General features: G+C 65.3%; 24 protein-coding genes. 14 read left to right on the top strand and 10 right to left on the bottom strand.

Features of this window, described 5'->3' with window-relative positions; translation table 11 throughout:
• The 3 genes from QM797_RS18330 to QM797_RS18320 form a co-directional block, all read right to left on the bottom strand.
• A partial coding sequence (locus QM797_RS18330) for a GTPase (RefSeq protein ID WP_283277107.1) occupies window positions 1–64 on the bottom strand: 64 nt, incomplete at its 3' end.
• A 12-nt stretch (window positions 65–76) separates the two neighbouring features.
• The gene (locus QM797_RS18325) at window positions 77–871 is read right to left on the bottom strand and encodes a TIGR03620 family F420-dependent LLM class oxidoreductase (RefSeq protein ID WP_283277100.1); all 795 of its coding nucleotides are present in this window, start codon (window positions 869–871) and stop codon (window positions 77–79) included.
• Between the two features lie 34 nt (window positions 872–905).
• Complete coding sequence (locus QM797_RS18320; RefSeq protein WP_283277099.1) at window positions 906–1,742, bottom strand: helix-turn-helix domain-containing protein; 837 nt, start codon at window positions 1,740–1,742, stop codon at window positions 906–908.
• A 102-nt stretch (window positions 1,743–1,844) separates the two neighbouring features.
• Here QM797_RS18320 and QM797_RS18315 point away from each other — a divergent pair, with 102 nt between their 5' ends.
• Complete coding sequence (locus QM797_RS18315) at window positions 1,845–2,615, top strand: SDR family NAD(P)-dependent oxidoreductase (protein WP_283277098.1); 771 nt, start codon at window positions 1,845–1,847, stop codon at window positions 2,613–2,615.
• Between the two features lie 22 nt (window positions 2,616–2,637).
• On the opposite strand, the gene QM797_RS18310 is transcribed toward QM797_RS18315, so the two are convergent.
• From QM797_RS18310 to edd, 3 genes are all read right to left on the bottom strand, one after another.
• Complete coding sequence (locus QM797_RS18310; RefSeq protein ID WP_283277097.1) at window positions 2,638–2,934, bottom strand: CD225/dispanin family protein; 297 nt, start codon at window positions 2,932–2,934, stop codon at window positions 2,638–2,640.
• An 85-nt stretch (window positions 2,935–3,019) separates the two neighbouring features.
• Window positions 3,020–3,637 (bottom strand): bifunctional 4-hydroxy-2-oxoglutarate aldolase/2-dehydro-3-deoxy-phosphogluconate aldolase, encoded by a 618-nt coding sequence (eda, locus tag QM797_RS18305; protein WP_283277096.1) that lies wholly within the window; start codon window positions 3,635–3,637, stop codon window positions 3,020–3,022.
• Between the two features lie 30 nt (window positions 3,638–3,667).
• The gene (gene edd / locus QM797_RS18300; protein WP_283277095.1) at window positions 3,668–5,491 is read right to left on the bottom strand and encodes a phosphogluconate dehydratase; all 1,824 of its coding nucleotides are present in this window, start codon (window positions 5,489–5,491) and stop codon (window positions 3,668–3,670) included.
• Between the two features lie 142 nt (window positions 5,492–5,633).
• Between edd and QM797_RS18295 the strand changes: the two genes are divergently transcribed.
• From QM797_RS18295 to QM797_RS18270, 6 genes are all read left to right on the top strand, one after another.
• Window positions 5,634–6,815 (top strand): ROK family transcriptional regulator, encoded by a 1,182-nt coding sequence (locus tag QM797_RS18295; RefSeq protein ID WP_032380540.1) that lies wholly within the window; start codon window positions 5,634–5,636, stop codon window positions 6,813–6,815.
• Between the two features lie 135 nt (window positions 6,816–6,950).
• A complete protein-coding gene (locus tag QM797_RS18290; protein ID WP_283277094.1) occupies window positions 6,951–9,224 on the top strand; it encodes a carbon starvation CstA family protein in 2,274 nt (757 codons plus the stop codon).
• Window positions 9,225–9,395, top strand: coding sequence for a YbdD/YjiX family protein (locus tag QM797_RS18285; protein WP_072692145.1), 171 nt, complete (start codon window positions 9,225–9,227; stop codon window positions 9,393–9,395). It begins immediately after the preceding gene.
• A 57-nt stretch (window positions 9,396–9,452) separates the two neighbouring features.
• Window positions 9,453–10,919 (top strand): AlkA N-terminal domain-containing protein, encoded by a 1,467-nt coding sequence (locus QM797_RS18280; RefSeq protein ID WP_283277093.1) that lies wholly within the window; start codon window positions 9,453–9,455, stop codon window positions 10,917–10,919.
• Entirely contained in the window at window positions 10,916–11,416 is a 501-nt protein-coding gene (locus tag QM797_RS18275) for a methylated-DNA--[protein]-cysteine S-methyltransferase (protein ID WP_283277092.1), read from the top strand. The genes QM797_RS18280 and QM797_RS18275 overlap by 4 nt, the downstream gene beginning before the upstream one ends.
• A gap of 95 nt (window positions 11,417–11,511) precedes the next feature.
• The gene (locus tag QM797_RS18270; protein ID WP_283277091.1) at window positions 11,512–12,753 is read left to right on the top strand and encodes an AI-2E family transporter; all 1,242 of its coding nucleotides are present in this window, start codon (window positions 11,512–11,514) and stop codon (window positions 12,751–12,753) included.
• Here QM797_RS18270 and QM797_RS18265 read toward each other — a convergent pair.
• Both QM797_RS18265 and QM797_RS18260 read right to left on the bottom strand, forming a co-directional pair.
• The gene (locus QM797_RS18265; RefSeq protein ID WP_283277090.1) at window positions 12,735–15,743 is read right to left on the bottom strand and encodes an AAA family ATPase; all 3,009 of its coding nucleotides are present in this window, start codon (window positions 15,741–15,743) and stop codon (window positions 12,735–12,737) included. The two genes, QM797_RS18270 and QM797_RS18265, sit on opposite strands and share 19 nt — an antisense overlap.
• The gene (locus tag QM797_RS18260) at window positions 15,740–16,924 is read right to left on the bottom strand and encodes an exonuclease SbcCD subunit D (RefSeq protein ID WP_283277089.1); all 1,185 of its coding nucleotides are present in this window, start codon (window positions 16,922–16,924) and stop codon (window positions 15,740–15,742) included. The genes QM797_RS18265 and QM797_RS18260 overlap by 4 nt, the downstream gene beginning before the upstream one ends.
• A 124-nt stretch (window positions 16,925–17,048) precedes the next feature.
• Here QM797_RS18260 and QM797_RS18255 point away from each other — a divergent pair, with 124 nt between their 5' ends.
• Both QM797_RS18255 and QM797_RS18250 read left to right on the top strand, forming a co-directional pair.
• Window positions 17,049–18,215, top strand: a complete 1,167-nt coding sequence (locus QM797_RS18255; protein ID WP_283277088.1) for a DNA recombination protein RmuC — start codon at window positions 17,049–17,051, stop codon at window positions 18,213–18,215.
• 20 nt (window positions 18,216–18,235) lie between these two features.
• The gene (locus QM797_RS18250) at window positions 18,236–19,402 is read left to right on the top strand and encodes a DUF6542 domain-containing protein (RefSeq protein ID WP_283277087.1); all 1,167 of its coding nucleotides are present in this window, start codon (window positions 18,236–18,238) and stop codon (window positions 19,400–19,402) included.
• A gap of 38 nt (window positions 19,403–19,440) precedes the next feature.
• On the opposite strand, the gene QM797_RS18245 is transcribed toward QM797_RS18250, so the two are convergent.
• Window positions 19,441–20,448, bottom strand: coding sequence for a 4-hydroxy-3-methylbut-2-enyl diphosphate reductase (locus tag QM797_RS18245; RefSeq protein ID WP_283277086.1), 1,008 nt, complete (start codon window positions 20,446–20,448; stop codon window positions 19,441–19,443).
• An 88-nt stretch (window positions 20,449–20,536) separates the two neighbouring features.
• Between QM797_RS18245 and QM797_RS18240 the strand changes: the two genes are divergently transcribed.
• The 3 genes from QM797_RS18240 (at window position 20,537) to QM797_RS18230 (ending at window position 22,667) form a co-directional block, all read left to right on the top strand.
• Window positions 20,537–21,136: a lipid droplet-associated protein gene (locus QM797_RS18240; protein WP_283277085.1), complete on the top strand. Its 600-nt coding sequence runs from the start codon at window positions 20,537–20,539 to the stop codon at window positions 21,134–21,136.
• A 95-nt stretch (window positions 21,137–21,231) separates the two neighbouring features.
• On the top strand, window positions 21,232–22,410 hold the full coding sequence (gene xseA, locus QM797_RS18235) for an exodeoxyribonuclease VII large subunit (protein WP_502942360.1): 1,179 nt from the start codon (window positions 21,232–21,234) through the stop codon (window positions 22,408–22,410).
• A gap of 32 nt (window positions 22,411–22,442) precedes the next feature.
• The gene (locus tag QM797_RS18230; protein WP_094620203.1) at window positions 22,443–22,667 is read left to right on the top strand and encodes an exodeoxyribonuclease VII small subunit; all 225 of its coding nucleotides are present in this window, start codon (window positions 22,443–22,445) and stop codon (window positions 22,665–22,667) included.
• Here the strand turns inward: QM797_RS18230 and QM797_RS18225 are convergent.
• A complete protein-coding gene (locus QM797_RS18225; RefSeq protein ID WP_283277083.1) occupies window positions 22,664–23,236 on the bottom strand; it encodes a DUF4245 domain-containing protein in 573 nt (190 codons plus the stop codon). The two genes, QM797_RS18230 and QM797_RS18225, sit on opposite strands and share 4 nt — an antisense overlap.
• 135 nt (window positions 23,237–23,371) lie before the next feature.
• On the opposite strand from QM797_RS18225, the gene glpX reads away from it, so the two are divergent.
• A complete protein-coding gene (glpX, locus tag QM797_RS18220) occupies window positions 23,372–24,412 on the top strand; it encodes a class II fructose-bisphosphatase (RefSeq protein WP_032402963.1) in 1,041 nt (346 codons plus the stop codon).
• A gap of 32 nt (window positions 24,413–24,444) precedes the next feature.
• The gene (locus tag QM797_RS18215; RefSeq protein ID WP_283277082.1) at window positions 24,445–25,848 is read left to right on the top strand and encodes a class II fumarate hydratase; all 1,404 of its coding nucleotides are present in this window, start codon (window positions 24,445–24,447) and stop codon (window positions 25,846–25,848) included.
• Window positions 25,849–25,928 lie beyond the last annotated feature (80 nt).

Below are 25,928 nucleotides of genomic sequence, written 5' to 3'. Positions count from 1 at the left end.
GTGCATTGAAGAGGGTGGACTTGCCGACGTTGGGCAGTCCGACGATTCCGAGGGTGAGGCTCACGGTCTATGGAGTCTACTTTGACGACACCACCAGCTCGGACAGTGCCCGGCCAGCGTCGATACTCGACGCACCGAGGGGCGCGAGAACCACGTGATCTGCGCCGGCAGAATGGTGGGCGGCCACCCTCTGGGCAATGTCATCGACGCTCCCCCACACCGCCACGCCGTCGACCAGACGGTCGCTGAGATCGTCGACATCAGCCTCGGTGAAGCCCATGCGCAGAAAGTTCTGCCGATAGCCAGGGACTGTCGCGAGAAAGCTCAGCGGCTGCCGGGCTGCAGCACGCGCCCGATCCGGATCGGAATCGACCACGACGAACTGGTCGACCACCAACGTCGACCCACCGAGTGCACCGCGCGCCTGCGCCGTCCACTCCGGCGTCACCAGCAACGCGATTGCGCCGGCAGCGCGGTCCCGCGCCATCTCCAACTTCTTCGGACCGAGCGCCGCGAGTAGAAGGTGATCGGCGGGCACCTCGAGCTCATCGAGGTACTTCCTCAACCCGGCCAGAGGCCGAGCACTCTGCGGCCCTCCGAGGCCGAGGACGAATCGACCGGTACCCGAGAGCTCGTCGAACAGTTGGCCGGTCTGTGCAGTTGAGTACACGTCGACCGGCACGATCCCCGGAACGATGGTCGCAGTCTCGGTCGCGTGGACCAGATCGGCCAGCCTGCCGAGTCGATCGAGCTGCCCGCCCGGCAGCCAGAACGAGGTGAATCCGAGTGATTCCAACTCGCGTGCGTCGTCGAGGTACGACGGTGACACGTCGATGGAAATGCCGATTGTGCCGAGACCGAGTGTGTCCATGGCTACGACGCTAAAACCTCGAGCGTTGTTCAGGTCAAGAGGTGATCGCCGAACTCGGGTCCCAGCTCGCCAGGATCGGCAGGACTTTCGCAGTGCTCGACCCTTCCTCGACCGTGTACACGATGAGACTCTGATCCGGCTCGATGGGCGAGGTCAGAAATTCGATGCCGAATTCGAGGGTCCCCGCCGCCGGATGCTGAATGATCTTGGTTGCGCGCTCGAACTCGCGGACCTCGTGATCGCTCCACCATTGCTCGAAAGAGGGCTCACTGGAACGCAATTCGCCGATCAAGGCAATCAGAGCTCGGTCCCCCGGTCGCCGAGCGAGGTCACGGCGCAGACCGGCGACCGAGGCGGCCGCGAACTGCGACCAGTTGACGATTCGCTCGCGGGCGATGGGATTACGGAACAGGTAGTGGAACAGCGATTCTCCGGCGGTCGACGGCAGACTCAATACGGATCGAACCAGCGAGTTGCTGGCCAAGATCACCCCGCTGCGCCCGAGCAGAATCACCGGAACATGATCGAGCGCCTTCATGACCTGGAGCAGCCCCGGATCTGCCTGCTGCGCAACATCCTCGGTGGGCATAGCCGGCGACGCGAGATCGAGTAAATGCGCAGACTCGACCTCATCGAGCTTCAACGCACCGGCGATTGCTCGCAGCACCTCGGTTGACACGTTCGCCTGGCGACCCTGCTCGAGTTTGCTGTAGTAATCCGGACTCACCCCGGCCAGCGCTGCCAGCTCTTCGCGCCGAAGCCCAGGGACTCGTCGGGCACCGGGATACGTGCGAAGCCCGGCCTCCGCCGGGGTCATGCGATCGCGCCGATCACGCAGAAACGCGCTGAGGGCGGACCTGTCCTTGTTCACGAATTCCACAGTAGCGACACGGTCGATTGCCAACCTGGTCATGACAGACCTAGGCAGAACGACGCCTGGCTCGCGGCCTCGACCGACCGTAGACATGGCGTCATGACTTCTTCTACTTCTCCGCAGCTCCTCGGACGCACCGCCGTCGTCACCGGATCGACCAGTGGGATCGGTGCTGCCATCGCGCTCACCCTCGCAGCCCAGGGGGCATCGGTGGTCGTCAGCGGCCGCGACGCCGAGCGCGGCAAGGCCCTGGCGCACCGCATTTCCGAGACAGGCGGCACTGCGGCCTTCGTCGACGTCGATCTCTCGGGCAGCTACCAGGAGCTTCGTGAGTTTGCCGCCCGCACCACCGATGCTCTCGGCGGCCGCGTCGACATACTCGTCAACAACGCCGGTATCTATCCGGCCACCTCGACGGCCGACCTGCCCGATGATCAACTCGACGCGATGCTCGCCGTCAACGTCCGAGCTCCACACGTGCTCGTCGGTGAACTCGCGCCGGCCATGGCCGAGCGCGGCAACGGAGTCATCGTGAACATCGGATCATGGATGGCCACGATGGGCAGCCCCTTCGCCGCGATGTACTCCGCCACCAAAGCCGCCGACGAACAGCTCACCCGCAGCTGGGCCGCCGAGTTCGGTCCGCGCGGCGTGCGAGTGAACGCCCTCGCGCCCGGAGCAACTCTGACCCCGGGCAACGAGGATGCTCGTCAGGTACTCGACGCCATGACGGCCGGCACCCCGGCAGGCACAGTGCTCTCTCCTCAGGACATCGCCGAGGGCGTTCTGTTCCTGGTCTCCGACAACGCCGCGATGGTCCACGGAACGACCCTCTACGTCGACGGCGGCATCTCGATCACCCGCGGGTGAGTAGTACACCGCCGTCGACCCGTCACATGTTGGCGACGACCAAGCCGATGAACGCAAGGTAGAGGACGATGAAGGCACCGAAGATGATCAGCGACAGCTTCCCGAAGAACCCGGCACGATTCGACGAATGCTGTGCTCCCTGAACGTCTCCCATCATCCACAGCGGGTGCACTTTCAGCGCGTGGTTGAACGCCGGAATGGCCAGCGGCCAAAAGAAGATGATGGCCACGACGGCCCAGCCTGCATTGGAGGACGGGAGAGCAGCTGGCTGCGAATACGGCTGTGCGGCCGGGAACGGTTGCTCGTACGGACCTGACATGAGAATTTCCCCCGATTGTTCGATGACGGACAACCAGTAGGACGCCGCATCGTCACGTCTGGTTCCATCGGTGGAGGGGGAAATCTCAGACCAATTCGGCCGCGGCTGCCGCAAGAGCGACGATTGCATCCCAATCTTGTTCTGCTACAGCCGCGGCCGGAGTGAGCCACGATCCCCCGACACATCCGACGTTCGGCAGCGCCAGGTACGCCGAGGCATTGGCGGTGGAGATTCCACCCGTCGGGCAGAACCGTGCGGCCGGGATCGGCGAGTGGATCGACTTCAAGAAGTTCGCGCCACCGGATGCCTCGGCTGGGAAGAACTTGAGCTCGGTGTAGCCGGCTTCGAGCAGAGTGAGCACCTCGGATACCGTTGCGGCACCGGGCAAATGCGGTAGTCCGGTATCTCGCATGGCCTTAGTCAGGGAAGGCGTGCAGCCGGGCGAGACCAGGAACTGAGCACCCGCGTCGGCGGCCTGCTTGGCCTGGCCGGGAGTGATGATCGTGCCGGCGCCGACGAGAATCTCGGGGACCTCCGCCGCGATGCGCTCGATGGCGTCGAGTGCCACCGAAGTGCGCAGGGTCAGCTCGATGACGGGCACTCCGCCCGCCACCAGGGCACGAGCGATCGGAACAGCATGGTCGAGGTTCTCGATGACGACGACGGGGATGACGGGTACGCGGTCGAGCAGAGATGCAGTCACGTTCTTACCTTTTTTCGGAGTTGTCGGGGCTCAGCGCAGGACGAACATGGCACCCTCGTCGGCGGGGCCGACGAGCGCACGCATGCCCGAGAACAGGTCACGACCGGTGCTGGACCATTCGTCCTTGTCCAGGACTCGTCCGGTGACCGGTCGAGCCTCGAACTCGTCGAGCGGAACATCGATCGACAAGGTGCCGTCGAGAGAGTCGAGGGTGATCATGTCACCATCGAGAATTTTCGCGATCGGTCCGCCACTCGCGGCCTCGGGCGTCAGGTGGATTGCTGCAGCCACTTTTCCGGAGGCCCCCGACATCCGGCCGTCCGTGATCAGCGCTACGGACCGCCCCTTGTCCTGCAGGATTCCCAGAGCCGGAGTGAGCTTGTGCAACTCGGGCATGCCGTTGGCTTTCGGGCCCTGATAACGCAGCACGGCAACGAAGTCGCCGTCGAGAAGCCCTGCGTCGAATGCCTCGAGGAAGTCCGCTTGGTCGTCGAACACTCGCGCCGGTCCGGTGACCACCCGATGTTCGGGTGCCAATGCAGAAGTCTTGATGACACACTTTCCGATCGGCCCGGTCAGCATCTTCAGTCCGCCGTCGGCACTGAACGGCTCGTTCGCGCCACGTAACACTGTGTCGTCGTGGCTCATCCGAGTACCGTCCTGCCACATCACCCCGTCGCCGTCGAGCTTCGGCTCTTGCGTGTAGCGCCGCAGACCCTGCCCGGCAACGGTTTTCACATCCTCGTGCATCAACCCGGCGTCGAGCAGAGACCCGATGACGAACCCGAGTCCACCGGCTGCGTGGAAGTGGTTGACGTCGGCTTTGCCGTTGGGGTAGATCCTGGCCATCAGCGGCACCACGGCCGACAGATCGGACAGGTCCTGCCACGTCAGCGTGATGCCGGCCGCTTTCGCGATGGCAACGAGGTGCATCGTGTGGTTGGTCGAGCCGCCGGTGGCCAGCAGTGCAACGCAGCCGTTGACGATCGACTTGACGTCTACGACCTCCCCCACCGGGGTGTAGTTGTCGCCCAACGATGTCAGACCGGTGACGACGTGGGCGGCCTCGCGGGTGAGCGCGTCGCGCATCGCGGTTCCGGGGTTGACGAACGACGAGCCCGGCAGATGCAGACCCATGACCTCCATGAGCAACTGGTTGGAATTGGCCGTTCCGAAGAACGTGCACGTGCCACTGCCGTGATACGACGCGGCCTCGGCGTCCAGCAGCGCCTCACGCCCCACTTTGCCCTCGGCGTAGAGCTGACGTGCTTTTGCCTTCTCGCCGTTGGGAAGTCCGGACGTCATCGGACCGGCGGGCACGAACACCGCGGGCAGATGGCCGAAACTCAGTGCGCCGATCAGCATGCCGGGGACGATCTTGTCGCACACGCCGAGCATCAGGGTGGCGTCGAACATGTCGTGGGACAACGCAATTGCCGTGGACATCGCGATGATGTCACGACTGAACAAAGACAATTGCATGCCGTCGCGGCCCTGCGTGATGCCGTCGCACATCGCGGGGACGCCACCGGCGAACTGTGCGATGCCACCGGCGTCGATGACCGACTTCTTCAGTACGGCCGGGTAGGTCTCGAACGGCTTGTGCGCCGAGAGCATGTCGTTGTAGGCGGAGACGATCGCGATGTTGGGCTTGACCATGCCGCGCAGCGCTTGCTTGTCGGCCTTGCCGGAGGCCGCGAAGCCGTGGGCGATGTTGGCGCAGGCGAGTCGGCCACGGGCCGGGCCTTGCTCCCCGGCAGCAGCGATTCGAGCGAGATATGTGGTGCGGTCGGACTGGCTGCGGTCTGCGATGCGGTCGGTGACCTGACGCAGGACCGGATGAAGTGTGTCCATGAGCATCTCCGATGTTCGGTCTCTCACGGCTCAGCCTAAAGCCAGTTAAGTCCATCAGCAACCCAACTTATGTTTTTCAAAGTTCTAAGTAGTAATTCTTAGGGTGTTGCCGTAAAAGTTGCCAGTTGGTTGAATGGCGTATATGTCGATGCCGCGCCTGAGCGCTCCACCTGCGACCGCAGGTGAGATCTTTGCTCTGGTTCGCGACGGTGAAGCCGATACCCGCGCCGAATTGGGCCGCATCACCGGACTGTCCCGGTCGGCCGTCGCCTCCCGTGTCGCCGCACTCGCCGGACTTGGCTTGATCATCGAAACCGAGGACACCCAGTCGACGGGTGGACGCCCCCCGGCGCGGTTGTCCTTCGACGTCGACGCGGGTGTCGTGCTCGCGGCTGCGATCGGACGCAGCCGCTCGCAACTGGGCGTCTTCACCCTCGGTGGGGAGTTCCTCGCCGGCGATACCGTCGATCAGGAAATCGGCATCGGGCCGGACGAGCTGATGCCGCAGATCACCAAGCGCTTGCAGGCATTGCTCGACGAATCGCACCGAACCGAACATCGCATTCTCGGCGTCGGCCTGTCCATCCCCGGCACCGCCGATACGGCGCGCGGTTGCAGCCTGGACTCGCCGATCATGCACGGCTGGGACGGAGTGCCGCTGGCCCCGTTCTTCGCCGACACCACCTCCGCTCCGGTCTTTCTCGACAACGACGCCAACGCGATGGTCCTCGCCGAACGCCGGGACAATCGAGATCGCTTCCAGAACGCCCTGTTGGTCAAGGCCTCGACGGGTCTCGGTGCCGGGATCGTCGCGGGCGGAGCGCTACAGCGTGGATCATTGGGCGCTGCAGGCGAATTCGGCCACACCAAGACCGCAGCCGCCGCAGGGGTCGCGTGCCGGTGCGGCGACAGCGGCTGCCTGGAGGCCATTGCAGGCGGCTGGGCACTGGTGCGCGCACTGAACGAGCAGGGCCGAGAAGTGGGCCACATCCGCGGTGTCGTCGACCTCGCGGTGAGCGGTGACCCCGAAGCACGCAGACTCATCCGCGACAGTGGACGCCACATCGGCGAAACCCTGGCCGGAGCGGTCAATCTACTCAACCCCGAGGTTCTCATCGTCGGCGGCGACATGGCCAATGCGTACGACATCTTCGTGGCAGGACTGCGCGAGACCGTCTATGGAAACGCAACCGCACTGGCCACCAAGGCGCTCACCATCCAGGCCACCACCCACGGCGACCTCTCGGGGGTCATCGGTAGCGCAGCACTGGTGTTGGATCAGGTACTCAGCGCCCGGGCCGTCGACGACGCTCTCGGTAGCTGACGCCCCCGGCAACATCTTCCGTTCGTCGCACTCCAGCGACCGCCGGGCGCAACGCGATGCGTCGATTCGCGGACGGGCACCGGCTGCCCACATAGGGTGATCGCAGTCACACCTGCGATCATGGAGACCCCACACATGTCACTGAAAGCACCCGACGATCCACACGTCGAACTGCTGAAGACAGATCCCGACCTACCACCCGTCGGCGTCGTCGAGTCACATCCGATGACCACGGCAAAGCGTCTGATGCTCGTCGCGATCGGCCTACTCGGCGGCGTCGCCTGGACGATCATCGCCATCGTGCGCGGGGAGAACCCCAACGCCGTCTGGTTCGTCATCGCCGCCGTCTGCACCTACATCTTCGCGTTTCGCTTCTACGCCAGGTTGATCGAACGCAAGATCGTCTTTCCTCGCGACGACAGAGCGACACCGGCCGAGATTCTGGAAAACGGCAAGGACTACATGCCGACCGATCGTCGGGTGTTGTTCGGCCACCACTTCGCCGCAATCGCCGGAGCCGGCCCCCTCGTCGGACCAGTGCTCGCCGCCCAGATGGGCTACTTGCCCGGCACGATGTGGATCATCATCGGCGTCGTGTTCGCCGGTGCCGTCCAGGACTTCCTGGTGCTGTGGATCTCGACGCGACGCAACGGCCGCAGCCTCGGCCAGATGGCCCGCGACGAACTCGGGGCCGTCGGCGGAACCGCGGCTCTCGTTGCGGTGTTCGTCATCATGATCATCCTGATCGCGGTGCTCGCGCTCGTCGTCGTCAACGCACTGGCCGAGAGCCCGTGGGGCGTGTTCTCCATCGCGCTGACCATCCCGATCGCACTGTTCATGGGCGTGTACCTGCGCTTCCTGCGACCGGGCAACGTCACCGAGGTCTCGCTCATCGGTGTCGTCCTACTGCTGCTTGCCATCGTCGCCGGCGGCTGGGTTGCCGAAACCGAGTGGGGCACCGACTGGTTCACCCTCTCCAAGGTGACCGTCGCCTGGTTGCTGATCGGCTACGGCCTGCTCGCCTGCATCCTGCCGGTCTGGCTGCTGCTCGCACCACGCGATTACCTGTCGACGTTCATGAAGGTCGGCACCATCGCACTGCTGGCCGTCGGCATTCTCATCGCGCGCCCTGAGATTCAGATGCCCGCCATGACGAGCTTCGCCACCGAGGGCAACGGCCCGGCATTCGCGGGATCACTGTTCCCGTTCCTGTTCATCACCATCGCATGCGGTGCACTCTCCGGTTTCCACGCTCTGATCTCCTCCGGCACCACGCCGAAGTTGCTCGAGAAGGAAAAGCAGATGCGGATGATCGGCTACGGCGGCATGCTCACCGAGTCGTTCGTCGCCATCATGGCGCTCATCACCGCATGCGTTCTCGATCAGCACATCTACTTCGCACTGAACGCACCGGCCACGCTGACCGGCGGCACTCCTGAGGCCGCTGCGCCGTACGTCAACGGACTTGGATTGAGCGGCGGAGACATCACCCCGGCCGAATTGAGCCAGGCCGCAGCCGATGTGGGCGAGGACTCGATCATCTCCCGCACCGGTGGCGCACCGACCCTCGCGTTCGGTATGTCCGAGGTACTGCACCAGGTGTTCGGCGGCGAATCACTCAAGTCGTTCTGGTACCACTTCGCGATCATGTTCGAGGCCCTGTTCATCCTCACCACGGTCGACGCCGGCACCCGCGTCGCACGCTTCATGCTCTCCGACAGCATCGGCAACCTGCCCGGAGACTCGGCCAAGAAGTTCAAGGACCCGTCCTGGCGTCCCGGCGCGTGGATCTGCTCGCTGATCGTCGTCGCAGCCTGGGGCGCAATCCTTCTCATGGGCGTCACCGATCCACTGGGCGGCATCAACACCCTGTTCCCGCTGTTCGGTATCGCCAACCAGTTGCTCGCGGCGATCGCACTGACGGTGGTCATGGTCATCGTCGTCAAACGCGGCCTCTACAAGTGGGCCTGGATTCCCGGTATTCCGCTCGCCTGGGACCTGATCGTCACGATGACGGCGTCGTACCAGAAGATCTTCTCCTCGATTCCGGCCATCGGCTACTGGACTCAGCACTCGCAGTTCCGCGACGCCAAGGCGCAGGGTTTGACCGAGTTCGGCAGTGCCAAGACACCCGAGGCCATCGACGCCGTCATCCGCAACACCTTCATCCAGGGCACGTTGTCGATCATCTTCGCGGTACTCGTCCTGGTCGTCGTGATCGCCGGAGTGTGGGTGTGCATCAGGGCCGTTCGCGGAGACGACCTACCGGACAACGAAGAGCCCGAGGTGCCGTCGAAGATCTTCGGCCCCGCCGGATTCGTCCTCACCCCGGCCGAGAAGAAGATCCAGGCCGAGTGGGACGAGCTGATCGACGCGGGCACCGTCCGTAGACCCGGATCGGCGCACTAGATGCGCGGGCTGTGGTGGTGGATCACCTCGGTGATGGGCGACCATGATTACGACCGGTACGTCGCCCACCTGGCTCGTCACCATCCGGGCCAGGAACCACCGACCGTGCGTCAGTACTGGAAGGACCGGCACGCAGAAGCAGACCGAAATCCGGGGGCACGCTGCTGCTGACGCAGCCACGTCCGATTCCCGCTAGCACTGGCGGCATCGCGCTGACACAGTAGGTACATGAGCAGCGAACGGCAGGTGCAAGAATTGGACTTCGATCGGTGTTATCGCGCGGTCTCCTCGCGTGACGCACGGTTCGACGGCCAGTTCTTCACCGCCGTATCCACCACCGGCATCTACTGCCGCCCGTCCTGTCCGGCTCGGACACCCAAGCCGGACAACGTCTCGTTCCTGGCCACCGCAGCGGCGGCTCAACAATCCGGCTACCGCGCCTGCCGCCGCTGCCAGCCCGACGCGACCCCCGGTTCCCCGCGGTGGAACATCCACTCGGATCTCAGCTCTCGCGCGATGCGACTGATCTCCGACGGGGCCGTCGAGCGCGGCGGCGTCGACGGCCTCGCCAGTACCCTCGGCTACTCGAGCAGGCAATTGACTCGGGTGTTGACGGCCGAGGTCGGTGCCGGCCCGCTGGCGTTGGCCCGCGCGCACCGAGCGCACACCGCCCGCACATTGATTCAGACCACCGACATGTCGATGGCCGATATCGCTTTCGCTGCAGGCTTTTCCAGCGTCCGGCAGTTCAACGACACCGTCAAGGAAGTGTTCGCCGTCGATCCGTCGACGCTGCGCCGAGAGGCCCACCGCACCGCGGTGACAACCGCCGGTGGAACGGTCACCTTGAGACTGCCCTACCGCCAGCCGTTGGACCGCGGCTGGATCGAGTGGTTCCTTCGAGGTCACGTGGTCGAGGGCATCGAATCGTTCTCCGACGACGGGGAATACGTCCGATCACTGAGCCTGCCGCACGCCGGCGGATTGGTGGCACTGCGAGTGATGGATGGATTCGTCAGTGCCGCAGTGACATTGCAGGATATGCGGGACCTCGCTCCGACCGTCGCCCGAATTCGACACCTGCTCGACCTCGACGCCGATCCGCTTGCCGTCGACGAGGCCCTGCGCACCGACCCACAGTTGGCTCCGAGTGTGGAGGCCCACCCAGGGATTCGGGCACTCGGGGTGGTCGACGGCGCAGAGATGTTGCTGCGCACCGTGATCGGGCAACAGATCTCCCTCAAGGCTGCGGCCACCCACACCGCCCGGCTCGTCGACGCGCTCGGCGCACCACTGGACCTGGGCGACGGAACCGTCACCAGGTTGTTTCCCGAACCCGCCGTCATCGCCGAACGCGGTCACGAGGTTCTCACCGGCCCTGCGGCCCGCGTGCAGACCGTCATCCGCGTCGCCGACGCCATCGCGTCGGGAACCGTCGAACTGCATCCCGCGCGCGAGGGTCGCGAGCTGGAGCGAGAATTGCTGGCACTCAAAGGCATCGGACCGTGGACCGCTCGCTACGTCGTGATGCGGCTACTCGGCGATCCCGATGTTCTGCTCGACACCGACCTGGTCGTACGCCAAGGCGCAGCTGCGCTGGACATTTCGTTGAAGAATTCGGCTCGCTGGGCTCCGTGGCGTTCGTACGTCTCTATGCACCTATGGATCACCGCACTGGAAAGAAGACAGCCATGACTACCGGTATTGCCGCTACCCAGGACACCCCGATCGGCCCGTTCACCACCATCGTCGACGACGATCAGCGCGTGCTCGCGTCGGGCTGGACGGCTGATACCGAAGAACTGCGAATCTTGATTCACCCCACGATGCGACCCGACACCGTTCGTAGCGCCGCCGATCTCGGTACCGTCACTGCAGCTGTCGACGCCTACCACCGCGGCGAACTCGATCGCATCGACGATGTGCCCGTCGCGCAACGGTCCGGCGAATTCCTGATGCACGCCTGGGATGTACTGCGCACCGTCGAACCCGGTGCTCCGGTGACCTACTCCCACTTCGCGGAGCTCTCGGGCCGACCCGCAGCCATCCGCGGTGCGGCGTCAGCCTGTGCGCGCAACGCCGCCGCGCTGTTCGTACCGTGTCACCGAGTGGTCCGCATCGGCGGCGCTCTCGGCGGATTCCGCTGGGGACTGCCCGCGAAGAAATGGCTGTTGGCGCACGAGGCAGCCTGACCAGCTCGCGTCGGGAGGCGGTGTTCCACAGTCGACCGGTCCCGGGCGTTATGGTTCTTCACGATCCGCCATCCGCCGAATGTGAGGAAGCCACAGTGACCGAATCGGCAGTGCCAGGAAAATCCACGGCATCCGCCAAGTCCGACAAGGACCGCGGGGACCTCATCGGGGTCGGCGGCCTGTGGCTCGCCAAATGGTCGCTCATCCTGGTTTCGATCGCCGCCGGAGCGTGGGTGTTGGGCTGGCTGATCGGGCATCTCTGGGTGATCCTGCTGCCGGTGCTGCTCGGGGTGATCGTCGCGACGGTGTTGTGGCCGCCGGCGAAGCTGATGATGCGCCTGGGATTTCCTCCCGCCTTGGCCGCGTCCGTATCGCTCGTGGTGTTCTTCGTCGTCATCTGCGGCGTGATCACCCTGATAGTTCCCTCGGTCGCCGAGCAGGCTCCCGAGTTGGTCGACCAGGCGTCCGGCGGTATCGCACAGGTTCAGGACTGGTTGAAGGGTCCGCCGCTGAACATCGGCGACGACCAGATCGACTCGGCGGTGTCGGCCATAATCTCGCGTCTGCAGGACAGCGGGGAAGTCATCGCCACCGGCGTGTTCAGCGGAGTATCCGCTGCCGGTTCGTTGCTGGTCACTCTCGCGCTGGTCTTGGTTCTGACGTTCTTCTTCGTCAAGGACGGACCGAAGTTCCTGCCGTGGCTGCACGGATTCTCCGGCGGCCGCGCCGGACACCATCTGGGCGAGGTGCTCTCGCGAATGTGGGCGACGCTCGGCGGGTTCATCCGAACGCAGGCCATCGTCAGTTTCATCGACGCCATCTTCATCGGTGTCGGACTCGTCATTCTCGGCGTTCCGCTGGCACTGGTACTGGCGACCTTGACGTTCATCGGTGGCTTCATCCCGATCATCGGTGCGTTCGTCGCGGGTGCGCTCGCAGTTCTCGTGGCCCTGGTGGCGAACGGGTTGACGACGGCGCTGATCGTGCTCGCCATCATCGTCGCGGTCCAGCAGTTGGAAGGCAATGTGCTGCAGCCGATTCTGCAGAGTCGAAGCATGAACCTACATCCGGCGATCGTGCTCCTCGCGGTGGCGGGCGGCAGCTCGTTGTTCGGCATCATCGGTGCATTTCTCGCCGTCCCGGCCGCTGCTGTTGCCGCGGTGCTGATCCGGTACCTGTCCGAACAGATCGACGCGCGCTCGAACGAGCCGGACCAGGACGAACTCGAAGACGAAATCCCGCCGCCCGAGGGACTGACCGAAGAACAGGCCGGTCTGGACGACGAGGAGGAGTCGAAGTCCGACAAACCTGCGTCAGGTCACGACGCGACGACCTGAAGCGTCGAACCGGTGCGCTCCCGTTTGACGTAGAGGCGACTGGGAATGCGCTGGCGCATCTCGTCGACGTGACTGACGACGCCGACGACGCGTCCGCCTGCGCGTAGTTCGTCGAGGACGGCCATCACCTGCTCGAGAGTGTCGGCATCGAGCGTGCCGAACCCCTCGTCGATGAACATGGTGTCGAGTACGACGCCACCGGATTCGGCAGCCACGACGTCGGCGAGCCCCAATGCGAGCGCGAGCGAGGCGAGGAACGCTTCGCCGCCGGAGAGGGTCTTCGCCGAGCGCACGACGCCGGTGTAATCGTCGCGGATGTCGAGGCCGAGGCCACCGCGCTTGCCGCGAGCACCCGCGTCGTCGGAATGGACGAATTCGTATCGCCCCGAGGACATCCGACGCAGTCGCGCAGAGGCCGACTCCGCGACGTCCTCGAGCCGGGACGCGAGGACATAGGATCGCAGCGACATCTTCCTGGCATTCTGACCCCGCCCGGCCACGACGTCCGCCAGGTTGGCGAGCTCGTCGAATTCCGCGCGTTGCGGTGCGATGGCCTCGGCCGCAGTCGACAGTTCGGCGATCAGCCGTTCCAGATCGTCTGCGCGCCTTCGGCATTCCGCTACCGTGGCGGCCGCGGATCTGACCTGGCGGTCGAGCTCCGTACACGCCTGTCGCAGCGGATCCAGGTCCACCGGCGCATGCCCGGCGACGGCAACGATGGCGGGCTCACGCAGTACGTGTTCGGCATGCGCCCGGCGCTCGTCGGCGGCGCGGAGTTCGGCCTCGATTCGCTCGACGCGATCGGCGGTGAGAACGGCCCCGGCCGCAGCCTCGACGGAGCCGAAACTCGATGCGGCAACGCGTCGGTCGAGCTCGGCGCGTAGTGCATCGGACTGCGAGGTGGCATCGAGCCAGACGATCCGCGCCTCCTGGATTCGCCGCGCACCGTCGATCAGGGCCTCACGTTCGGCAATTCGATCGATCAGCGACTCCCCCTCGCCCACTTCCTGCGACACCGACGCACGCATCTGCGTCAGAGATTCCTCGGTGGCCGATATTCGCTCGTCCACGGCCACTCGCGACGCGACGAGGTTGTTGAGCGTGACCGTCAGTTCGTCCGTCTCGCGGCGCAGCCGGCTCAGTTCCGCCCTCGCCGGGTCGGCATCCGCGGCGCTCACACGGGCATCCTGCACCGAACTCGTTGCGGTATCGAGGGCCTGGGTCAGCTCCGCGAGAGTCGCTCCCCCGGTTCGATCGTGCAGCAGGTCCACTGCAAGTCTGGCCTCCGCGACAGCCCCGACCGCCTGATCGAGGGCGGCAGCTGCCTTACGTTCGGCAGCGGCCGCCTTGTCTTCCTGCGTTTTGGTCACCGTCGACGTCGAGGCCGCAGCGGGGTGAGGATGCGCGGCCGATCCACACACCTGACACGGCTCGCCGGCTTTCAAGTGGGCCGCCAGCTCTGCTGCCATCCCGTCGATCCGGCGCTCACGAAGATCGAGTAGGTGCTCCCAGGCGGTGTTGTGTGCGGCCGCGGCGGTGTCACGAGAACGTTCGCTCTCGAGAAGCGCGGCGCGCTTGCGCACCAATTCGATGGCGGATTCGGCGGCCGCACGAGCCCGTTCACAGCGCTCGTCGAGGCCCGGCAACTGTGTCGCGGCTGCCTCTGCTCGCGCCGTCCGAGCTTCGGCGGCCGCGATCTTCTCCGGCATCGAGGCCTGCCGCTGCTCGGTGCGCTCGATCTGCGCTGCAATGCTGCGTTGTTGTGTTCGATAGTCGACAAGGGCACCGTCGAGCTTGTCTGCTTCGCGTACGACGCCGAGCAACGCCTGCATTCTTGCGACGTCGGTGGTCCAGTCGCGCACGAACTGCGCGACGACGGTGCGCTCGTCCGCAGGATCGCCCGGCGCGGGTGGCCAATGCAGTGCATCGTGAAACCGCTGCCCCGCCAGCGACGTCGGTAGCTCGCGCTCGGCTGCTGCAAGCGCGGCGGTAGCCGCCCCGCCCGCCGCACGTGCCAGGGACAGGTCAGCAGCTGCGTCGGCGATCGGTCCTGCGGCCGCGGAGTCGGCCAGCTCGGTTCTGCGCGCTGCTCGGGCCGACTCCCCGTCGTGGTGCTGCGCGAGTTGCCCCTCGGCGAGAGCACGTCGGCGCTGCAGATCCAGAACGATCGTGGCCTGAGCCAGCGCCTCGGATGCACGCCGAGCTGCCGCGTCGACCAGCACCGCGCGCCCCTGAGCCAGAGTCCGATTCTGGCGAGCGTCCGCCAGGACGTCGGCCGCCCAGTCGAGCGGGTCCTGTTGTTCGCGGTCGTCGGCGACGGGCTCCGGCACTCCCGATGCCTGCGATACCCTCCCGAACATGATGTCGATGTTGTGGTGGGCATCGGCGAGATCGGCGGCCAACTCTCGGCGGCGCCGCGCGAACCACTCTTCGACGTCACCGAAACGGCCTGTGTCGAAGAGCCTTTCGAGCAGGCTCCCGCGCTCGTCACTGTCGGCTCGCAGGAATCGCGCGAACTCACCCTGCGGCAACAGCACCACCTGAAAGAACTGGTCGGCGCTCATTCCCAGCAACGCGTTGACGGCGTCGCCGATCTCGCTCAGCCGGGTGAGGTTCTGCCGGTGACCGTCGAGCCAGGTGAGACTGGCTTTGGCGTGTTGCTTGGTGGTTCCGGTGCTTCTGAGCTTGGGGCGTAGGAACTCCGGACTGCGCACAATTCGGATGCGCCGACCCCCGAGGGTCGCCTCGAGGGTCACCTTCGGTACCGCTCCCACGGCCGCGTGGTCGGACAGCAGTCGCTTGCCCTCTCGACGCGCTCCGGGCACGGTTCCGTACAGGGCAAACGCCACAGCGTCGAGAACCGTTGTCTTGCCGGCCCCCGTGTGCCCGTGCAACAAGAAGAGCCCATCGGCTCCGAGAGCATCGAAATCGACCGTCTCGGTACCCGCGAAGGGTCCGAAAGCGGTGATCTCGAGTGAATGCAGCCTCACGCAGCACCGCGGTCTGCAGCAGCGCCATCGGTGGCTTCGTCCTCACGCTGTACGGACGTCAGGGCGCGGGCCAGTAATGCGGACTCCGCTGCGGTTGGCTCGCTACGCATGTCCGTCAGGAACGAGGTGGCAATGGCGAGATCACTGCGACCGCGCACCCGGTCGCGGTAGCGAAGCTCTCCCGACCCCTCGGGGCGACGCCACTCGAGGTGTATCGCGTGCCGAAACCGCTGCTGCAGCAGTCGCATTGCGTCCACCGGACGGACATCGTCGGTGAGCACGGCAGAGACGTAGTGATCCTCGACATCGGAATAGGTTGCGTCCGAAAGCAATTCTTCGACCGTGCCTTGGATGCGGGCGAGCCCGCGCACCACCGGCAGGTCCATCCGCTCGACCCTGCCGAGTCCGTTCGCGTCGAGTTCGAGTATCCAGACGGCCTTGCGGTGCGATCGCTCACCGAACGAATACGGCAGAGGAGACCCGGAGTACCGCACTCGGTCGGTGAGAATCTGCGGAGAATGGAGATGACCGAGCGCCACGTAGTCGACACCGTCGAACGCCGACGCCGGTGCGGTTTCGATGCCGCCGGAGGAAATGGACCGCTCCGAACCGGTCGCCTCACCACCGACGATGAACGCATGCGCGAGCACGACCGACCGAACATGTTGTCCTGCAGCGGCTCTCGCCTCGAGGTCGTCGCGGACGCGATCCATGGCGGCTCCGAGCACCTCGGCGTGGGTACGCGCTGAGGGAACGTCCAGTTCCAGGCGGGTGGTCTCCGGCTCGAGATACGGAATGCCGTAGAACGCAACGCCGCCGTGCTCGTCGTCGATGACGACCGGTGTGGCGACATCGCCCACCCGAGTCATCAGGTGCAGGCCTCCCGCCGAAGCGAATGCAGCACCGGCTCCCAGCCGAGCCGGGGAGTCGTGGTTGCCCGACGTCGCGACGATGACGGCACCCGCTGCTCGAATTGCCTCCAGCCCGCGATTGCAAACCAGCACGGCGTCGGCGCTGGGCACAGCGCGATCGTAGATATCGCCCGGTACCACCACCACATCGATCGATTGTGCTGCAACCAGTTCCGCGATGGACTCGAGCACAGCGCCTTGATCGGCCAACAGGTCGACACCGTGAAAGGTGCGACCAATGTGCCAGTCCGAGGTGTGCAGGATTCTCATGCGTTCGACGCTATCGGCAAGCACCGACAAACTATTCGAGGCGCGTCGGCCTGTCGGGAAGAGAGGACGGTCCACGAACTCCGCACAGCGAAGTCTGTCGGTACCGTCCTGCATCATCTGCTCCATGAACATTCTCACGGCGTTCGGCCTGCTCGTGGCCCTCGGCATCGGAGCGGTAGTGGGCTGGTTGCTGCACGCCTCGCGGGTGGGAGACAGAGCTGTGCGGGCCGAGGCGCAACTGGCTGCGCTGCGTGAGCACGAAAGCATGCTTCGGCAGTCGCTGAGCGCAGTCAACGAGGATTCCGCTCGGCGAAACTCCACCGTGATCGGGCAACAGGTCTCACACCTGGTCGAGCCGTTGCACGACGCCGTCGATGCACTTTCCGAGCACGTCCGGCAAGTCGAGCACAATCGAATCAGGGCCTACGCAGGTTTGTCCGAGCAAGTCACCGGCATGCACCGAGCGTCGATGCATCTGTCCACCCAAACCGGCCAGTTGGTCACGGCGCTACGTGCGCCGCAGATCAGAGGACGGTGGGGAGAGATTCAGCTCGAGCGGGTCGTGGAGCTCGCGGGCATGCTCAAGCACTGCGATTTCGACACCCAGGTCAGCAAGGACGGCATCAGACCGGACATGATCGTCCGCCTCGCCGGCGGTCGTCAGATCGTCGTCGACGCCAAGGTGCCGTTCGCGGCCTACCTCGATGCCGCTCAGGACGAGGACCAAGGCGCTCGCGACAAGAATCTGCGACGTCACGCCAAACAACTGCGCACCCATATCGATCAGTTGGCCGACAAGGCGTACTGGGAGGCGTTCGAGCCGACGCCGGAATTCGTCGTGCTGTTCGTGCCCGGCGACCCGTTTCTGGATGCAGCACTGACGTCCGATACCGGCCTGCTCGAGTACGCCTTCGGAAGGAACGTGATCCTGGCCACCCCCACCACTCTGGTCGCACTGTTGCGCACGGTCGCATACACCTGGAAGCAGGAATCGTTGGCCGAGGACGCGGCGCGCATCCAGCAGTTGGGGCGCGAGTTGTACACCCGCATCGGCGTCGTGTCGACGCACTTGGACAAGCTCGGGGCCAATCTCGGCAAGGCTGTGGACTCCTTCAACTCCACCGTCGGGTCGGTGGATTCCAGGGTGAGCGTGACGGCGAGAAAACTGCACGAACTCGAGCTGTTCGACGCCGAGCCGGTGACGATCGGTCGGGTGGACGGGCGCCCCACGCTGTCCGATTCGTCCCGCTACCGGCACGACTTCGGTCATGTCGACGATGCAGTCGGCTGAACTACGGCTAACCTCGAGGGGTGTCTACCTCCCAACGTGCCCGATCCGGGGTACCGCTGGATCACCGATCCATTCTTGCGACTCTGCCCGGTGTTCCCGCCTGGGGTGCCGTCGCGATCGCCGCAGGACTGACTTTCCTCGGGTTCCTCATCGATGCCGCCCGCGGCACCGAGCTGACCGGCGCGTTCGCGTTTTTCTACATCCTCGGCTGCATCGCTGCCGTGGTGCTCGTTCGTTACCGCGGACTGTTCACCGCGATGGTGCAAGCCCCGCTGATCCTGTTCGTCGCCGTGCCGCTGTCGTACCAGTACTTCACCGACAACGCAGGCACCAGCCTCAAGGACATCATTCTCAACGTCGCGATTCCGCTGGTCAATCGCTTTCCGTTGATGCTGCTCGGTACCGTCGTGGCCGTCGGACTCGGAGCACTGCGCATCGTGCTCAAGCGGCAGAACACACATGCCCCCACCCTTCGGCGAAGCCAGAAGGCCGAGGGCACCGTTCGCCGACGCTCGAAGTCCGAGAGTGCAGTACGCCGCACTCCGAAGCCCAGCGACGACAAGCCCACGCGCGCGCAGCGACGGGCGCAGGAAGAGCGTCCCGAGCGCACCCGCAGACGAGCCACCCCCTCGGTCGATCGCAGCACCGACGCCGCTGCGGAGGCCACCGACATCGTGCCCGGGCCGTACGTCGGCCGCAGAGGAACCGACCCTCGTTCCAATCCGGCCCCGCGCACGTCACGGGTCGTGGATCCGAGCGCGAGCCCACGCCGCTCGTCCGGGGCGGTGCCAGCGCCGCCGAACCGACATTCCGGAGCCGACTCACCTCGGCAGGATCACGCCAGGTCGGAGCACCAGAAGCCCGATTACCAGCGCCCGCAATACCCACAGGCTCAGCAGCCTCAGGCTCGGCAATCACCGCGGCCACAGTCGGGCGAGCCTCGGTACTCGACGGAGCCTCGCCGCCAGCGGTCGACCCAGGTGCAGTCTCCTCGTGAGGTCCCCGGCTCGTATGCCACCGGGTCCCGACCCGTCGTGACTCCTCAGAGCACCTCACCGAGCCAGACCACCTCGTCGATCGACGCGAATCAGGCTCCCGGCAACCACTCGCTACCTGGTGCTCATCGGGACGACATTCCGCCGCATCCGGTGCCGCAGGTTCGCTACCGCGACCGCCACACGGACTGAACGAGTCCCGCGGGCGTCGGTGGTCGGTCGAAGCCCCCCTACCGTGCCGGACGAAGTTCGCGGGGAAGTGAGAACACCAGCGTCTCATTGGCCGTGGTGACCGGCTGCACGTCTGCATATCCGTGCTCGGCGAACAGCTCGATAACGCCCTGCACCAGAATCTCCGGCACCGACGCACCCGAGGTGATGCCGATGGTCTCGACCCCGTCGAGCCAGGCCAGGTCGATCTCCTTGGCATAGTCGACGAGGTAGCTGGCCCGCGCACCGGCGTTCAGTGCAACCTCGACCAGACGCACCGAATTCGACGAGTTCTTCGAGCCGACGACGATCACCAGATCGCATTCCGGAGCCATCGCCTTCACGGCCACCTGACGGTTCTGAGTGGCGTAGCAGATGTCATCGCTCGGCGGGTCCTGCAGCGTCGGGAATCGCTCGCGCAGCTTGGCGACCGTCAGCATCGTCTCGTCGACGCTCAGAGTGGTCTGCGACAACCAGATCACCTTGTTCTCGTCCCGGACGGTCACGTTGTCGACCGATTCGGGGCCGTCCACCAGCTGGATGTGCTCGGGAGCCTCGCCTGCGGTGCCCTCGACCTCTTCGTGGCCCTCGTGACCGATCAGGAGAATGTCGTAGTCGTCGCGAGCGAACCGCTTCGCTTCCTGGTGCACCTTGGTCACCAACGGGCAGGTGGCGTCGATGGTGCGCAAGTTCCGCTCCGCCGCGGAAGTGTGCACGGCCGGTGAGACGCCGTGGGCCGAGAACACGAGCAACGAACCCTCGGGCACCTCGTCGGTTTCCTCGACGAACACCGCGCCGCGATCGGACAGCGTCTCGACCACGTGCTTGTTGTGGACGATCTCTTTGCGCACGTAGACCGGCGCACCGTGTTGTTCCAATGCTTTCTCGACGGTTTCGACCGCACGATCGACGCCAGCGCAATAGCCACGCGGCTCCGCGAGGAGCACTCGCTTACCCCCGGCGTACGCGGACTTACCCGCGCCGGCTGACTGTGTGATACCAAGATTCAGAGGAACGGCCGAAGACATACGTCCAGGATACGTGTAGGTCGGAACCACGCTGCGTCTCCAGCCTGTCGGCTACCCAAAGTTCACGACTTCGGGCAGTCTGGTGGGCATGACTCGAGTCCCCTTTGCAGCTCGCGTGGCCGCTGGCGTCGCAGTGACCGTGGTAGAAGAGGCTCGCAAGCTTCCCGGTTCCGCCCTGATGCTGCCGATGACGGTTGTCAGTGAAGCGCTGGCGCGCGGTATGCGATTCCAGCAGCAGGTGACGGCGTTGGCCATCAAGGGCGATCTGATCATCGCGACGTTGCCGGTCGTCGGTACTCCGCGCGAGGAGCAGCCCGAGTGGGCCTCATTCGACGAAGACGAGGACGACGCCGTCGACACCCCGGTCATCACCGATGACGTCGATGTGCCCGACGCGCCGGTGGCCGAGCCGGTCGCCGCCAACGGCCGCTTCGCGCTGTACTCGACGCCTCCCCTGGACGAGCCCGTCCAGGACACCTCGGCCAAGCGAGCTCCGTCCGTCGACAAGCCCGAGATCGTCGAGATGATCGACTTCGACACCCTCGCGCTGGCGCAGCTGCGCGCGCGGCTGCGCACCCTGTCGGTCGAGGACCTCGAGGCTCTGCTCGACTACGAGAACGACACGCTCGCCCGCGCGCCGTTCCAGACGATGCTGGCCAACCGAATCACCACCGCCAAGGCCAAGTGAGCACTCCCCCAACCCAGTCCGGCCCCACCCAGCCGGGTTCCACTCAGGCTGCCGCGAGTTCCGCCGAACAGCCATGGCCCGTGCGTACCGTCGCGATGAAGGTCGCCGGCTGGATCGACAAACTCGGCAGCATCTGGGTCGAGGGACAGCTCACCCAGATCAACGCCAGACCCGGCACCCGCACTGCTTTTCTGACGCTGCGTGATCCGTCGGCCGACATGTCGTTGTCGGTGACATGTTCACCTCAGCTACTCGACCGTTCGCCGGTTCCGCTGACCGAGGGCGCACGCGTCATTCTCTACGGCAAACTGTCGTTCTTCACCGGCCGCGGAACCATTTCGCTGCGCGCCACCGACATTCGCGCTGTGGGCGTCGGCGAACTTCTCGCCCGCATCGAACGTCTCCGAGCTCTGCTCGCCGCCGAGGGGTTGTTCGACCCACGGCTCAAGCGACCGTTGCCGTTTCTGCCGGGCACCATCGGCCTGATCACCGCTCGCGCCAGCGCTGCCGAGAAGGACGTGCTCACCGTCGCGCAGAGGCGTTGGCCCGCGGTCCGATTCGAGGTCCGCAACACCCCGGTTCAAGGACCTCAGGCGGTGCCGGCGATTCTGGATGCGCTGAAGGATCTGAACGACGACCCCGTCGTCGACGTCATCATCCTGGCCCGCGGCGGCGGCAGCGTCGAGGATCTGCTGCCGTTCTCGGACGAGGCTCTGTGCCGCGCCATCTCTCGGGCCACCACACCGATCGTCAGCGCGATCGGTCACGAGCCCGACAGTCCGCTCAGCGATCACGTCGCAGACCTGCGCGCCGCAACTCCCACCGATGCCGCCAAACTCGTGGTTCCCGACGCCGTCGCCGAGCAAGCGCTGGTATCGGAGCTGAAGTCCAGAAGCGCTGCCGCTCTGCGCAACTGGGTCGAGCGCGAGGCACGTGGCCTCGATATGCTCCGGCACCGACCGGTCTTGGCAGATCCGCTCGCCTCACTCGCGCAGCGACGCGAGGAAATTCGACGACTGACCGATGCAGCACGACGCGACGTACAGCGCGAACTCACCACCCAGGACACGCTCGTCGAACATCTGCGGGCGCGGCTGTCGACGCTGGGCCCGGCTGCCACACTTGCTCGGGGCTATGCGGTCGTGCAGCGGGTGGTGTCGGGCTCCGATCCCGAAGTGCTGCGTTCGGTGGAGGATGCGCCGCCGGGTACACAGATCAGAGTGCGGGTGGCCGACGGCGCCGTCACCGCCGCAGTGATGGGCCGAGTGAAATGATGCTGGGTGAAAATGACAGAGGGAGAGATTCGATGAGCGAGAACGAAGACAAGCCGGTATCGGAGCTGGGCTACGAGGAAGCCCGTGACGAACTGGTGGGAGTGGTGAGGATTCTCGAGCAGGGTGGGCTCGATCTCGATGCGTCCCTGGCCCTGTGGGAACGCGGCGAGCAACTGGCATCGCGCTGTGAGGAACAACTTGCAGGTGCTCGCAAGCGGATCGAGACCGCGCTCGCGAGCACCGAGAAGGACAGCTAGGGAACGAGCGGTTCGGTGGCCTCGAGGATCGCCGCGAGAGTGGTGAAGTCCTCGGTGGTTGCGGTGCCGCCCAGCAATATTCGGACGGCACCGAAATCGGAGACCCAGTAGTTTCGCGAACCTTCCTCGCCGTAGACCACCCAATCTCGACCCGACACGTTCTGTGCGCCCGACGCGTACGCCGTTTCAGTTCCGGCCACGAACGGAACCAGCTGTTCCTCGGACGCCGAAGACTGGGTCAGTTGCAGGTAAGCACCGGTACCGGTGATGTATCCGACAGTCGACACCGCTCCGCCGTTGTCGCCGGAGATGGTCGCGCGACTGCCCGAGTTGGGCGTCCAGCCCTCGGGAACACTCGGATTACGCACCGGGAAGCCGATTTCGGATGCGTCGTATTGCAGCGCGGTGTTCACGTCGAAGTTGGGGATGGGCCCCTGCTGGGGGCCACCGGGGCTCAGCGAGCACTGGCTGGCCACGCCTGCGATCAGCAAACAGGCAATGACCAGCGGAATGAGCGACCAGACCATGTCGCGGTTGTTGTTGAGAATCCGGGGTTTGCTGTTCGCCACTCCACCAGTATCCCCTCTGCGCGGCAGTGCTCGGTCGGCGCGTACCTCACAGTCGACCCGACCCCACCGCAGGCATCACAGAAGTGAGATAATCGCGCCTGGGTAACACCCCACCAACCAGGAGGCTACAAACCGATGACGGCCAGCACCGAGTCCACTCGCGCCATGGCGCCAGATCGCAACCTCGCACTCGAACTCGTACGCGTCACCGAGGCCGGTGCACTCGCATCGGGCCGCTGGGTCGGTCGCGGCGACAAGGAAGGTGGCGACGGGGCAGCAGTCGACGCCATGCGTCAGTTGGTCGCCTCGGTCTCGATGCGCGGCGTCGTCGTCATCGGTGAGGGTGAGAAGGACGAAGCGCCGATGCTCTACAACGGCGAAGAGGTCGGCAACGGCAACGGACCCGACGTCGACTTCGCCGTCGACCCCGTCGACGGAACGACGCTGATGGCCAAGGGCATGCCCAACGCCATCTCGGTCCTCGCTGTCGCCGAGCGTGGCGCGATGTTCGACCCCTCCGCCGTCTTCTACATGGAGAAGATCGCCGTCGGCCCGGACTACGCGGACGTCATCGACATCACCGTCCCCGTCGCCGAGAACATTGCTCGGATCGCCAAGATCAAGAAGGGATCTGCGTCGGACGTCACGGTGTGCATCCTCGATCGCCCGCGGCACGCCGAACTGATCCAGCAGGTGCGCGACGCCGGATCCCGCATCCGGTTGATCTCCGACGGTGACGTCGCCGGTGCCATCGCTGCCGCTCGTCCCGACTCGGGCACCGACATGCTCATCGGAATCGGCGGCACGCCCGAGGGCATCATCGCCGCCGCCGCGATGCGGTGCATGGACGGTGCCATCCTGGGGCGTCTGGCACCCACGGACGACGACGAGAAGCAGAAGGCCATCGACGCGGGCCACGACCTCGATCGCGTCCTCGACACCAAGGACCTCGTCTCGGGCGAGAACGTCTTCTTCACCGCCACGGGCGTCACCGACGGTGACCTGCTTCGCGGCGTTCGTTACGCAGGCGGCGGCGCGCACACGCAATCCATCGTCATGCGCTCGAAGTCCGGCACCGTGCGCATGATCGACGCCTACCACCGCCTCGAGAAGCTGCGCGAATACTCTTCGGTCGACTTCGACGCCGACGAATCCGGCCAAGCACCGTCCTTCTGATCCCTGAAACCACGACTGGCAAAGTAAGGCTCATGACGCAGACAGACGAACAGCAGTTCCGGATCGAACACGACACCATGGGAGAGGTTCGCGTTCCCATCGACGCGCTCTGGCGTGCCCAGACTCAGCGTGCGGTGGAGAACTTCCCCATCTCGGGACGTCCGCTCGAGCGCACCCAGATCCGCGCGATGGGTCTGCTCAAGGCAGCCTGCGCGCAGGTCAACAAGGACCTGGGCCTGCTCGACGGCGCATTGGCCGACGCGATCATCGCAGCCGCCACCGAGATCGCCGAGGGCAAGCACGACGATCAGTTCCCGATCGACGTCTTCCAGACCGGCTCGGGCACCAGCTCGAACATGAACGCCAACGAGGTCATCGCGTCGATCGCGAAGGCGGCCGGCGTCGAGGTGCACCCCAACGATCACGTGAACATGTCGCAGTCCTCCAACGACACGTTCCCGACGGCCACGCACGTCGCCGCGACCGAGGCAGCAGTCACCTCACTGGTGCCCGCGCTAAAGCACCTACACGAGGCACTCGCCGCCAAGGCTGTCGAGTGGAAGACCGTCGTGAAGTCCGGCCGCACCCACCTGATGGATGCCGTACCGGTCACCCTCGGCCAGGAATTCGGCGGCTACGCCCGTCAGATCGAGGCCGGCATCGAGCGAGTCGAGGCCACCCTGCCCCGACTCGGTGAGCTCCCCATCGGCGGCACCGCCGTCGGCACCGGCCTCAACGCACCCGACGGCTTCGGCCCGAAAGTTGTTGCTGAACTGGTCAAGTCGACCGGTATCGATGCGCTCACCGCAGCCAAGGATTCGTTCGAGGCACAGGCTGCGCGCGACGGACTCGTCGAGGCATCGGGCGCACTGCGCACTATCGCGGTGTCACTGACCAAGATCGCCAACGACATTCGCTGGATGGGATCGGGACCTCTCACCGGACTCGGCGAACTCGCCCTCCCCGACCTGCAGCCCGGCAGTTCGATCATGCCCGGCAAGGTCAATCCTGTTCTGCCCGAGGCTGTTACACAGGTCGCGGCTCAGGTCATCGGCAACGACGCCGCAGTGGCATTCGGTGGCGCGTCGGGTGCATTCGAACTCAACGTGTACATCCCGATGATGGCGCGCAACGTTCTCGAATCGTTCAAGCTGCTCGCCAACGTCTCGGTGCTCTTCGCCGACAAGTGCGTCAGCGGCTTGGTTGCGAACGTCGATCACCTCAAGACCCTCGCCGAGTCCTCGCCGTCCATCGTGACGCCGCTGAACTCCGCAATCGGCTACGAGGAAGCGGCAGCGGTCGCCAAGCAGGCTCTGAAGGAAAAGAAGACGATCCGTCAGACGGTCATCGACCGCGGACTGATCGGCGACAAGCTCAGCGAGGCAGAACTCGACAAGCGCCTCGACGTCCTCGCAATGGCGAAGGTCAAGGACTAGCTTTTCGCGCTTGCCCTGCCGGACCCCCTTGAACGCGTGAATGGTCCATTGCACCGCCGAGACGTGTGTGCAATGGACCA

It is taken from the genome of Rhodococcus sp. IEGM 1381 (assembly GCF_030056795.1).
Lineage (GTDB): Bacteria > Actinomycetota > Actinomycetes > Mycobacteriales > Mycobacteriaceae > Rhodococcoides.
The sequence above is the reverse complement of the archived record's forward strand: the minus strand, read 5'-3'. Positions and strand labels throughout refer to the sequence as shown.

Excerpts from the sequence above, each read along its gene's own strand:
- edd (WP_283277095.1), bottom strand. The coding sequence starts at position 5,491 with ATGGACACACTTCATCCGGTCCTGCGTCAGGTCACCGACCGCATCGCA.
- QM797_RS18290 (WP_283277094.1), top strand. The coding sequence starts at position 6,951 with ATGTCACTGAAAGCACCCGACGATCCACACGTCGAACTGCTGAAGACA.
- QM797_RS18310 (WP_283277097.1), bottom strand. The coding sequence starts at position 2,934 with ATGTCAGGTCCGTACGAGCAACCGTTCCCGGCCGCACAGCCGTATTCG.
- QM797_RS18240 (WP_283277085.1), top strand. The coding sequence starts at position 20,537 with ATGACTCGAGTCCCCTTTGCAGCTCGCGTGGCCGCTGGCGTCGCAGTG.
- QM797_RS18215 (WP_283277082.1), top strand. The coding sequence starts at position 24,445 with ATGACGCAGACAGACGAACAGCAGTTCCGGATCGAACACGACACCATG.
- QM797_RS18315 (WP_283277098.1), top strand. The coding sequence starts at position 1,845 with ATGACTTCTTCTACTTCTCCGCAGCTCCTCGGACGCACCGCCGTCGTC.
- QM797_RS18255 (WP_283277088.1), top strand. The coding sequence starts at position 17,049 with ATGAACATTCTCACGGCGTTCGGCCTGCTCGTGGCCCTCGGCATCGGA.
- QM797_RS18285 (WP_072692145.1), top strand. The coding sequence starts at position 9,225 with ATGCGCGGGCTGTGGTGGTGGATCACCTCGGTGATGGGCGACCATGAT.
- QM797_RS18325 (WP_283277100.1), bottom strand. The coding sequence starts at position 871 with ATGGACACACTCGGTCTCGGCACAATCGGCATTTCCATCGACGTGTCA.
- QM797_RS18295 (WP_032380540.1), top strand. The coding sequence starts at position 5,634 with ATGTCGATGCCGCGCCTGAGCGCTCCACCTGCGACCGCAGGTGAGATC.
- xseA (WP_502942360.1), top strand. The coding sequence starts at position 21,232 with ATGAAGGTCGCCGGCTGGATCGACAAACTCGGCAGCATCTGGGTCGAG.
- QM797_RS18245 (WP_283277086.1), bottom strand. The coding sequence starts at position 20,448 with ATGTCTTCGGCCGTTCCTCTGAATCTTGGTATCACACAGTCAGCCGGC.
- QM797_RS18275 (WP_283277092.1), top strand. The coding sequence starts at position 10,916 with ATGACTACCGGTATTGCCGCTACCCAGGACACCCCGATCGGCCCGTTC.
- QM797_RS18280 (WP_283277093.1), top strand. The coding sequence starts at position 9,453 with ATGAGCAGCGAACGGCAGGTGCAAGAATTGGACTTCGATCGGTGTTAT.
- QM797_RS18230 (WP_094620203.1), top strand. The coding sequence starts at position 22,443 with ATGAGCGAGAACGAAGACAAGCCGGTATCGGAGCTGGGCTACGAGGAA.
- glpX (WP_032402963.1), top strand. The coding sequence starts at position 23,372 with ATGACGGCCAGCACCGAGTCCACTCGCGCCATGGCGCCAGATCGCAAC.
- QM797_RS18260 (WP_283277089.1), bottom strand. The coding sequence starts at position 16,924 with ATGAGAATCCTGCACACCTCGGACTGGCACATTGGTCGCACCTTTCAC.